9 protein-coding genes and 1 pseudogene are annotated in these 9504 nt (G+C 67.1%); 2 read left to right on the top strand and 8 right to left on the bottom strand.

The genetic code is table 11. The features are described 5' to 3' along the window. Nucleotides 1-240: 240 nt before the first annotated feature. Nucleotides 241-480 (top strand): annotated as a pseudogene (locus GA0115242_RS37665) (transposase family protein); the annotation flags it as partial. Between the two features lie 299 nt (nucleotides 481-779). Here the strand turns inward: GA0115242_RS37665 and GA0115242_RS37660 are convergent. After that, nucleotides 780-1736 (bottom strand): IS481 family transposase, encoded by a 957-nt coding sequence (locus GA0115242_RS37660; RefSeq protein WP_161353487.1) that lies wholly within the window; start codon nucleotides 1734-1736, stop codon nucleotides 780-782. A gap of 210 nt (nucleotides 1737-1946) precedes the next feature. On the opposite strand from GA0115242_RS37660, the gene GA0115242_RS37655 reads away from it, so the two are divergent. Next, nucleotides 1947-2714: an IclR family transcriptional regulator gene (locus tag GA0115242_RS37655; RefSeq protein ID WP_093836156.1), complete on the top strand. Its 768-nt coding sequence runs from the start codon at nucleotides 1947-1949 to the stop codon at nucleotides 2712-2714. A gap of 18 nt (nucleotides 2715-2732) precedes the next feature. Here GA0115242_RS37655 and GA0115242_RS37650 read toward each other — a convergent pair whose 3' ends face one another. The 7 genes from GA0115242_RS37650 to GA0115242_RS37620 are packed head-to-tail and all read right to left on the bottom strand — an operon-like array spanning nucleotide 2733 to nucleotide 9490. After that, nucleotides 2733-3599 carry an ABC transporter permease gene (locus GA0115242_RS37650; RefSeq protein WP_093836155.1) on the bottom strand — a complete coding sequence of 289 codons (867 nt, stop codon included), beginning with the start codon at nucleotides 3597-3599 and terminating at the stop codon, nucleotides 2733-2735. Beyond that, entirely contained in the window at nucleotides 3596-4468 is an 873-nt protein-coding gene (locus GA0115242_RS37645; protein WP_093836154.1) for an ABC transporter ATP-binding protein, read from the bottom strand. Before GA0115242_RS37645 ends, GA0115242_RS37650 begins: the two co-directional genes overlap by 4 nt. Nucleotides 4469-4518: 50 nt before the next feature. Further along, a complete protein-coding gene (locus tag GA0115242_RS37640; protein WP_093836153.1) occupies nucleotides 4519-5610 on the bottom strand; it encodes an ABC transporter substrate-binding protein in 1092 nt (363 codons plus the stop codon). 11 nt (nucleotides 5611-5621) lie between these two features. Next, complete coding sequence (locus tag GA0115242_RS37635; protein WP_093836152.1) at nucleotides 5622-6386, bottom strand: crotonase/enoyl-CoA hydratase family protein; 765 nt, start codon at nucleotides 6384-6386, stop codon at nucleotides 5622-5624. Next, on the bottom strand, nucleotides 6383-7150 hold the full coding sequence (locus GA0115242_RS37630; protein ID WP_093836151.1) for an SDR family NAD(P)-dependent oxidoreductase: 768 nt from the start codon (nucleotides 7148-7150) through the stop codon (nucleotides 6383-6385). The genes GA0115242_RS37635 and GA0115242_RS37630 overlap by 4 nt, the downstream gene beginning before the upstream one ends. Nucleotides 7151-7193: 43 nt before the next feature. Next, a complete protein-coding gene (locus GA0115242_RS37625) occupies nucleotides 7194-8393 on the bottom strand; it encodes a thiolase family protein (RefSeq protein ID WP_093836150.1) in 1200 nt (399 codons plus the stop codon). Nucleotides 8394-8437: 44 nt separating this feature from the next. Then, nucleotides 8438-9490, bottom strand: a complete 1053-nt coding sequence (locus GA0115242_RS37620) for an acyl-CoA dehydrogenase family protein (protein ID WP_093836149.1) — start codon at nucleotides 9488-9490, stop codon at nucleotides 8438-8440. Nucleotides 9491-9504: the final 14 nt, after the last annotated feature.

The following is a 9504-nucleotide window of genomic DNA, read 5'->3' as shown; positions in this document are numbered from 1 at the left end:
TAAGTGCTCGCAGAGAATCAACATGCGGGTTTCTGGCCTTGACATCGCAGGTCAACGCTTTGCCCGCCCACAGGTTGTTCTCCGGCAGGCCCTTACGAGATGGTGCGTTATAGTGGGTGAGGTGTTGTGCCAGGTGGATGGGATGATCCCGCTGTGGTGGTCATGATTGATCGGGCGGTGCTGGCGCATCGGCTGTTCACGGGGCTCTCTCCGTCTCATCTTGCGTGCCTGGTCTAGGAGTTGGCCGAGGCGTGTCAGGCCGGGGTTGAAGGTCGTCGCCATGCGGCGCGGGGCGGGGTCAGGAAGCGGGCCGTGGGTGCCGGCGTCAGCCATCAGCTGGTGTTCGTCGACCGGTTGGTGGCCACGCTGATCCATCTGCGGCACGACCTGCCGCACTCGGTGCTGGGGCTGCTGTTCGGTGTCGACCGTTCCACCGTCACCCGGGCCGTCGGAGAGGTGCGCACGCTCCTGGCGGAGCGAACTCCGGCGTGAATGAATGGCGAGGCCGAGGCTTCTCCTTCCCCATGCTCTCCATGATGGACATCCTCCCGGGGCAGAACCCCTGATCTCGGATGTCCGTCAAAACGGATCAAGCCCACTCAACTCCAGCCCCAACCGGCGGCTGCAGTCAACTCGTAGAGCCTCCACCTACACCGGAGCGGTTCACCGCGTTCAGGGTACTTCACACTGAAGCCTTTGCCTCCATTGTGGTGATCTATGCTTTTCCGGCTCGATCTGGGGCGCCACGCGGTCGCGAACCGTGATGATCAGCCGCGGATCTAGATGTGTTGTCCGGAAAGGTTGGTGCCGCGGCTGGCGGGGGTTTGGCCTGCGATGCCGGTGTGGGGTCGGTGGTAGTTGTACCAGTGCAGCCAGTCGGTGAACGCTTCCATGCGCTCGTGGTCTGAGGTGTAGGGCTGCTGGTAGGCCCATTCGTCGAGCAGGGTGCGGTGGAAGCGTTCGACCTTGCCGTTGGTCTGGGGCCGCCAGGGCCTGGTCCAGCGGGGGCTGATGCCCAGGTCGCGGCAGGTGTTGCGCCAGGTGTTCTTGGTGTAGGCCCAGGCGTTGTCGGTCAGGACCCGCTCGATGCGGATGCCCAGCGACGCAAAGTGGGCCGTGGCCCGGACGAGGAGGGCAGCGCAGGTCGGGGCGGTCTCGTCGGGCAGGTCCTCGGTGTAGGCGAGGCGGCTGTGGTCGTCGAGGGCGGTGTGCAGGTAGGCCCAGCCGGTGCCGTTGGTCCGGCTGCGGTGGCCGTCGGCCCGACCGAGAATCTTATGGCCGCCGCCGTCGGGGATCCGGCCCAGCTTCTTGACGTCGATGTGGACCAGTTCGCCAGGGCGGGCGCGTTCGTAGCGGCGGACGGGCTCGCCGGTGCCCCGGTCCAGGGCGGCCAGTGGCGGCAGGCCGTGCCGGACCAGGATGCGGTGGGCGGTCGAGGCGGCGATGCCGCATCGGGCGGCCAGTCGCAGCGGCCCGATCCGGTGCTCGCGTCGCAGCCGGAGAACTTGTTCCTCGACGGCGGCCGCGGTCCTGCGGGGCTGGTGGTGCGGCCGGCTGGAGCGGTTGCTCATTCCGGTGACGCCGAGCTGCCGGTAGCGGCGGGCCCAGCGGCCGGCAGTGGTGTGGCTGACCTGGAAACGCTCGGCCGCCCGCCGCACGGGCCATCCTTCCTCGACGACGCAGCGGGCCAGGCGGAGTCTCCCGGTCTCGCTCAGCGGGGCATTACGGTGGACCACGAGGGCCTCCTGAACTCGGTGGAGATGTCGCAATCCACACCGAACCCGGAGGCCCTCACCCACTTCAAGAACCCAGCACGCGTGTCACCAACCTCCCCGAACAACACAGCTAGATCCCTGACCGGACGTAGCTGGATCTGGCGCCATGGGTCGACGCAACTCAGGTAGAGTAAAGATGATTCGACTCAACAAAATCAACCGAGCTGGGAGATGTCAGTGGCCGAGGGAGCCATTGTCAGGACGCTCCGCGTTCTGCGGGTGCTGTGTGAGAACGGTCCGCTGACCCTCAAGGGGGTCAGTGAACAAACCGGCCTGGTCTCGCCTACGGCTCTGCGGACCCTCCGCCTCATGGCCGAAGAGGGCTTCGTCGTGCAGCAACCTGACCGCACCTGGCGCGCCACTATGATCATGTGGAGGCTCGGCTGCCTTGTGAACGCTTCACTCGGCGATGTACAACTCGCCGGGCAGTACATGGACCGACTTCAACGCGAACTGCACGAGACCACGGTGTACGCCGTCCTCGACGAGGGCGCGGTGACGTACGCCGCTCACAGCGAACCACAGTCTCCCGTGCGGGCACACGTACGCCCCGGAAGCAGGCACGGACTCCTGAGCGTGGCGACAGGAAAAGTCATCCTCGCCTGGCTCGACCATCAGCAGTTGCACCAGGCAGTTGCAGAGGCCCAGACAGAGAACGCGGTCCAACCCGAGGACGTCCGTGACATCGAAACCCTGCTCTCACAGATTCGCAGGCAGGGCTACTACAGCGGACCGGGCCTCCATTGGCCCGACCTGTGGGGCGTGGCCGCTCCGGTATTCAACACGACAGGCCAGCCGGTCGGCGCTCTGGGTGTATCCATTCCGGTCAGCCGGATCACGAAGCGTGAACAGGCCGCGATCGAGGCCGTTGTACGGGAAGCAACCGCGCTGACCAGGGAAATGGGGGGCCGCTGGCCCGGCCCCCCGAATTCTGCCTGACGTACCAGGAAGAGGCTTCTACCTTTGCGCGCTGAACTCCTCGTCGGACCAGCGCACCAGACGCTTGCCCACTGCACCCACGAGGAGGCTGAAAAGGACACCGATGACAGAGATGGTCACAACCCCCACATACATGCGCTCGGGCAGGAACAACTGCCACGCGTGCCAGGTGTAGTGGCCCAACCCGTCGTTGGAGCTCACGAACTCGACGGCGATCACAAGCAGCGTCGAGATCCCGGTGGCAATGCGCAGACTCGACACCACCTGCGGCAGACAGGCTGGCAAGATCATCCATCGGAACCCCTGCGCGCGGCTCAGCCCATAGGAGCGGGTGACCTCGTAGTAGGAGACCGGGATCATCATCGCTGCGGCCAGCGTGGTGAAAGCCACGATGTAGAAGGTGCCGAGGCCGACGAAGACCAGCTTGGGCGTCTCACCGATACCGAATACCAGAAGGAATATCGGCAGTAGTGCCAGTTTGGGCACCACGTACAGCGCCCTGATGATGGGTTCGAAAATCATGCGCAGCCAGGTGGACTGGCTCAGTACCAATCCCACGACCACGCCGGAAACCGAGCCGAGGAGGAAACCGAGGAGTAGTCGGACGAGAGTGACCCGCGTCTCGTCCCACAACAGGCCCTCGCGGATATCTGCGCCGGCCTGCTCGGCGACGGTGGACGGCTGTCCGAAGAAGCGGGGGTCCGACCAACCCAGCCGGGCGCTCAGCTCCCATGAGATGAGCATAAGCACAGGGATCAGGGCGCCTGCGAGTAGACGCGTCGGCCTGCCGCCGCCTCGCCGCTTTTTGCCCGAGGTCACGGGAGCGGCCTCGCGGAACACCCATTCCTCTTCGGCCAGCGCCCTTTCCTGCAGTTTCTCGCTCATCGGGATGCCCTTCGCGCTGTTCCGGCTGCCGCCGTCGCCGCTGGTGCGAGTGCGGTATGCGGTTCCATCTCGACCTCGGAACGCAGGTCTCGCCAGATCTCGTCCTCAAGCACGGCAAAGCGCGCGTCGGCCCGGAGTTCAGGGGAACGGGGCCGTGGAAAGGGCACGTCGTAGACCCGTTTGATCCTGCCCGGCCGCGAGGTCATCAAAATGATGCGGTCGGAGAGAAGGATGGCTTCATCGAGGTTGTGGGTCACAAAGAAGACCGTGTTGCTCTTGCCCTTGACGATCTCCAACAGCTGCTCCTGCATGATTTTGCGACGCTGCGCGTCCAGCGCGGCGAAGGGCTCGTCCATGAGGAGGATCTCCGGCTCCGTGATGAACGCCCGGGCGAGAGCGACCCGTTGCTTCATCCCGCCAGACAGACCGCTCGGGTACGACTTCTCGAATCCCTCAAGTCCGACCCGCCGGATCCACTCGGTGACGCGGGGGGCCGCCTCAGCCTTCGACGTGCCCACGGCGTCGAGACCGAGACGTACGTTGGCTTCCACGGTGCGCCAGGGAAAGACCGAGTACTCCTGGAACACGGGAGCTGTCAGCGGGCGGCCGGGGTGTTCCCTGCGGATGGCGACGGACCCACTGGTGGGATCCTGCAGGCCGGCGATGACGCGCAGGAGCGTCGACTTGCCACAACCCGATGGGCCTACCACGGAGATGAACTCGCCTGCGCGCACCGTGAAGTCGACGCCGTCGAGTGCTGGCACCTGTGCACCAGCGCGGGTGGTGTAGGTGTAACCGAGGTCCTGGGCAGTGATCTTGTCGTCGCCGTCATGCGCGGCCGGACGGGGCCCTACCAGGTCTGCAGGCATGGTTCGCCCTCCTTGGACGAGTGGGACTGGGTAGTCGGCGTGCGTGCCCGTTACTTGGACGGCGGGGCGCAGGTGGCGAGAGCCTCGGTGAACGTCGTGTCCACCAGTTCGGACGTCGCAAGAGGCTTCTTGTAGTCCAGTTCGTTGCTCTTCGAGAGGAAGGTCTGCAGCTTTCCGAGGTAGTCCTCCACACCCTTCATCGAGAACGTGGAGTCGAACCGGAGCAGGGCGGACTTACGAATGACGTCCTCCTTGACACCGCTCGCTTCGGAGAGGAGGGAGACGGTCTCGGCGTTCTTGCGGTAGTCACCCTGCAGGTACTTCTCGGTGACTTCGCTCAGGACCTGCAGGTAGCGCACCAGGACTTCGGGGCGGTCTACAAACTTGGGGCCCGCCAGGAGTGTGGTGCCCGTCACTCCGGGCGCGTAGCCGGCCACCGGGACCAGGTCGCTGTTCTTCGCCGCCTCGATCTCCAAGGGGGCGGAGATCCAGGCGGCCGAGACCGCGCCGTTCTCAAGGGCGGCCAGGGCGTCGGGCCCCACCTGTATCGACATCTGGACGTCGCTGAGGCTCAGTCCCACACCAGCGAGCTTGTCTCCCAGAATTTTCGCGGAGGCGCCAGTGCCACCGGTCGGGGTGCTGACCTTCTTGCCCCGCAGAGCGCGGAAGTCGGGGTTGTCGGCGCTCCCCACCACGTCTTTGCGCGCCCAGTAGCCAGGGACAGCTGTGCCCGGAGGCTCCTTTACCTGGTTGTCGAAGGGGTGGACGAAGCGCAGGTCGACTCCGGAGTTGACGACGTTGTAGTGGGCGGTGGAGTAGGAGGTCGCCTGTGCGTCGAGCTTGCCCTGGGCAACGAGGGGCAGTGAGTCCGCTGTGGGGATCTGCTCCACTGTGACGTCCAGACCCGCCTTCTTGAAGGCTCCGGTTTGGTCCGCCAGGGTCAGTGGCGCGAACACGGTCAGCGGTGCGCTCATGCCGATCTGTATGGAGCCGGTCGTCTTCGCGGTCGGACAGGTCTTGCCTGCAGGCAGTCGTTCGGAACTGGCACGGCGTTCGGCGGGGTTGCCGCACGCGGCCAGCAGGCTGACAGCGGTCACGGCGACGGTGATAGCGGAGATCAGGCGGCTGGTGTGCGATCTCATGGGCTTTCTCCTCACATTCCGGTCCAGACCGGAGGGCGTTTCTCGGTGAAGGCTCGTGCGCCTTCCTTGCTGTCCGCCGATGCTCGGATCGCCGCGGTATGGGGTTCTTGGCGGGCGAAGGCTTCGTCGCTCGGCCAGTCGGCGGCCTGGTCCATGAGGAATTTGGACGTGCGCACCGCTAGTGGGGCGTTGGCGGCGATGGCGCGGGCCAGGTCCAGTGCCTCGTCCAGGACGCGGCCGGCCGGCACGACGCGGTTGACGAGCCCGAGTTCTAGGAGCCGGTCGGCCTGCAAGGGCGCGCCGACGAGCACCATTTCCATGGCCATGTTGCGTGGCAGACGGCGGGGGAGCCGCAGGACGCCACCAGCCGCGGCGACGAGTCCGCGGGTCACTTCGGGCAAGGCGAACCGGGCATCGTCAGCCGCGACGATCAGGTCACAGGCCAGAGCCATCTCGAAGCCGCCCCCCAAGGCACTGCCCTCGACCGCGGCGATCAGGGGTTTGGCGGGTGGCCGTTCGACGATTCCGAATCCACCGCGCGCGGTCAGGGGCCGCTGCCCGGTCCGCACGAGGGCCTTGAGGTCCATTCCGGCGCTGAAGATTCCGCCGGCGCCGGTGAGGACCGCGGCGCGCAGGTCGTCCCTGCTGTCCAGTTCGTCCAGCGCCGCGGCGATGAGGTCGGCGGTCGGCTTGTCGATAGCGTTGCGCACCTCGGGGCGATCGATGATCAGGACACCGACGCCATCGTTTACTTCAAGTCGTACGGCGGCGCTCATCGGGGGGCCATCCGGATCGCGCCGTCGAGACGGATCGTCTCTCCGTTCAACATGCCGTTCTCGATGACAGATTGCGCCAGTTTGGCGAACTCCGCCGGTTCACCGAGCCGACTGGGGTGCGGGACAGTCGCTGCCAGTGAAGCGCGGACGTCGTTGGACAACCTGTTCAGCAGCGGGGTGTCGAAGGTGCCCGGAGCGATAGTGCACACCCGGATCGCCTTCGACGCCAGGTCTCGGGCTGCGACGAGGGTCATTCCCACGATGCCCGCTTTGGAGGAGGCGTAGGGGATCTGCCCAATCTGGCCCTCGTATGCGGCGACCGAGGCCGTGAGCACGCACACGCCGCGGTCGCCATGCAACGGCTCGTTGGCGGCCATGCGGGCCGCCGCCAGACGCAGTACGTTGAAAGTGCCAACGAGGTTGATCTCGACGATCTCTCGGTAGGCGTCGAGCGAGCCGGGGTTCCCCTCCCGGTCGACCAACCGGACCGGGCCGCCGCGGCCGGCGCAGTGCACCAGGGCCCGCAGCGGACCTGCCTCGGTGGCGATGTGCAGCGCCGCTTCCACCTCTCGCGGGATGCGGACGTCGGCGGCGGCGAATCGGGCGCGGCTCCCTAGGGACTTCGCGACGGCCTCGCCGTCCGACGTGGGCAGGTCGACCAGGGTGACCGCTTCCGCGCCGGAGTTGAGCAGTCGGCGTGCCGTCGCGAGGCCGAGGCCGGACGCTCCCCCGGTCACCACGGCTGAGATTCCTTTTACATCCATGTGCTTCCTCGCATGGTCGGTCCTCTCGAAGGTGAGTGAGGGCTTAGAGCCGCTCGATGATCGTCGCGTTGGCCATGCCGCCGGCCTCGCACATCGTCTGCAGCCCGTAGCGGCCGCCGGATGCCTCCAGGCCGTGCAGCATCGTGGTCATCAGTCGTGCGCCGGAGGCGCCCAGGGGATGGCCCAGGGCGATCGCCCCGCCGCGGGGGTTGAGCTTCTCCTCATCCGCGCCAAAGTGGCGTGCCCAGGCCAGCGGTACGGAAGCGAAGGCCTCGTTGACCTCGTAATGGTCGATCTCATCCAGTGTCAGGCCCGTCCGCTTGAGGATCTTCTCCGTGGCGGGCACGGGGCCGGTCAGCATGGTGATCGGGTCGTCGCCAGCCAGCGCGAAGGAGTGGAATCGGGCTCGCGGCGTGAGGCCCAGCTCGCGCGCCTTGCTCTCCTCCATAACGAGCACGGCGGATGCGCCGTCGGTGAGCTGCGAGGAGTTACCAGCGGTGACATTCCACTGGATCTCGGGGAAGCGGGCGGCCAGTTCGGCGCTGTGGAACGAGGGCTTCAGGCCAGCGAGAGTGTCCTTGGTGGTCGCCGGGCGAATCGTTTCGTCATTGTCGACGAGGGTGCCGTCGGGCAGGCGGATGGGCACGATCTCGTCGCTCAGGTCGGTGGCGGCCGCTCGCTGGTGGGAGCGGGCGGAGTATCGGTCCAGCGCTGCCCGGTCGAGGTTCCAGCGGGCGGCGATGAGTTCTGCTGACACCCCCTGAGGGACGAGGCCAGGGGCGTACCGCTCGCGGACGGACGGGCCGAAGGGATCCTGGCCGATGCGGGCGGTGAGCATCGGGATGCGGCTCATGGATTCGACGCCGCAGGCCACCACGATGTCGTGGGCCCCGGCCATGACGGTCTGGGCCGCGAAGTCGACGGCCTGTTGGCTGGACCCGCAGGCCCGGTGCAGGGTAACGGAGGGCACGGACTCCGGCAGGCCCGCGGCGAGCCAGGCGTAGCGGCCGATCGGGCCGGACTGCTCGCCCACTTGGCTGACGCAGCCGGCGAGGACGTCGTCGACGGTTTCGGGGGGTACTGCGTTGCGGTCGATAAGGTGGCGCAGGACCTGACCGAGCAGTTCGACCGGGTGCAGTGACGACAGTGCTCCGCCTGAGCGGCCCTCGCGGGGTGCTCGGCCCTTGGCCATGGGTGAGCGAACGGCATCGACGATGACCGCGTTGCGTACGGGGGACGGCATGGTGTTCCTTTCACCGGTTCTCGGCTGCGGGTGCCCGCGGTCGTTCAGACCGCGTCCACGAGCTGGGGCCAGAGTGCTTGGTGTTTGGGGCGGAGATGCCCGCCGAGCACCTGGCTCCAATGGCGTTCGGTGCCGGCTTCCTCCCGCCATGCCCACAGGCGGCGCGTGAGGTGGTGCAGACGGTGTTCCCGGGTGAACCCGATCGCGCCGTGGATCTGGTGGGCGGAGCGGGCGACGACCTCGACGGCGGCGCCGGCCCGGATCTTCGCCGCGGCGGCGGGCAGGATGTCCCAGTTGTGCGGGGCCGCCTCGACGGCGGCCTCGGTGAGCGCGGTGGCTGCGGCAACCTCGCCCGCCATGCGTACCAGGTCCGTGCGCACGGTGGGAAAGTCGCTGAGCGGACGGCCAAACTGCGTGCGCTCGCGGGCGTACTCGCAGGTCCAGTCGAACACCTGGTGGAGAGCACCGGTCAGCTGCACGGCCCGTGCGAGCGCCATACGTGCGTCGATCGCTTCCACCTGCTGGGCGGTGAGCGGCACACCGGGCAGTCGCACATCGTCGAAGGCAAGAGTTGCGCGCGGCTCGTCGGCTAGGTTGGCGGTCCGCTTCACCACATGGCCATGGGTCTCCGCAAGGACGAGGGCGCCTGTGGTACCAACCTGCACGAGGACGGCGGCCCGGGATGCCACATCCCCCCACGCTACGTCGGGAAGTTCGCCGTTGAGTCGGTAGTAGCCCTCGCCGTCCGCCACGGCCTGCCCGCCCCGGGCGAAGGTGACGGGCGCCATGAGGTCGGATGGTGCGAGTGAGGTGCCAGCTAGGGCCGGGGCGACGACCAAGAGGTGTTCGGCCAGCGGCACGGCGGCGCCGGCGGCGGCGAGGCAGCTCACGATCGCGGCCGCGTCACCGAAGGCGCCGCCGGCGCCGCCGTGCGTCTCCGCGATTCCGACGGCGGTCATGTCGGAGTCCGCCAGCAGAGCCCATAGGTCGGCGTCCCAGCGCTCCCGCCGGCCCTCGTCCGTCGTGACGGGCCGCGCGTCCAGGATGTCCTGGACGGTGCGCACAACGAGTTCACGTTCACTGTCGGAGTTATTCATTGGCCTCGCTCCCT

It is taken from the genome of Streptomyces sp. SolWspMP-5a-2 (genome assembly GCF_900091845.1).
Classification (GTDB): Bacteria; Actinomycetota; Actinomycetes; order Streptomycetales; family Streptomycetaceae; genus Streptomyces; species Streptomyces doudnae.
The sequence above is the reverse complement of the archived record's forward strand: the minus strand, read 5'-3'. Positions and strand labels throughout refer to the sequence as shown.

Excerpts from the sequence above, each read along its gene's own strand:
- GA0115242_RS37655 (WP_093836156.1), top strand. The coding sequence starts at position 1,947 with ATGTCAGTGGCCGAGGGAGCCATTGTCAGGACGCTCCGCGTTCTGCGG.
- GA0115242_RS37650 (WP_093836155.1), bottom strand. The coding sequence starts at position 3,599 with ATGAGCGAGAAACTGCAGGAAAGGGCGCTGGCCGAAGAGGAATGGGTG.
- GA0115242_RS37645 (WP_093836154.1), bottom strand. The coding sequence starts at position 4,468 with ATGCCTGCAGACCTGGTAGGGCCCCGTCCGGCCGCGCATGACGGCGAC.
- GA0115242_RS37640 (WP_093836153.1), bottom strand. The coding sequence starts at position 5,610 with ATGAGATCGCACACCAGCCGCCTGATCTCCGCTATCACCGTCGCCGTG.
- GA0115242_RS37635 (WP_093836152.1), bottom strand. The coding sequence starts at position 6,386 with ATGAGCGCCGCCGTACGACTTGAAGTAAACGATGGCGTCGGTGTCCTG.
- GA0115242_RS37630 (WP_093836151.1), bottom strand. The coding sequence starts at position 7,150 with ATGGATGTAAAAGGAATCTCAGCCGTGGTGACCGGGGGAGCGTCCGGC.
- GA0115242_RS37625 (WP_093836150.1), bottom strand. The coding sequence starts at position 8,393 with ATGCCGTCCCCCGTACGCAACGCGGTCATCGTCGATGCCGTTCGCTCA.
- GA0115242_RS37620 (WP_093836149.1), bottom strand. The coding sequence starts at position 9,490 with ATGAATAACTCCGACAGTGAACGTGAACTCGTTGTGCGCACCGTCCAG.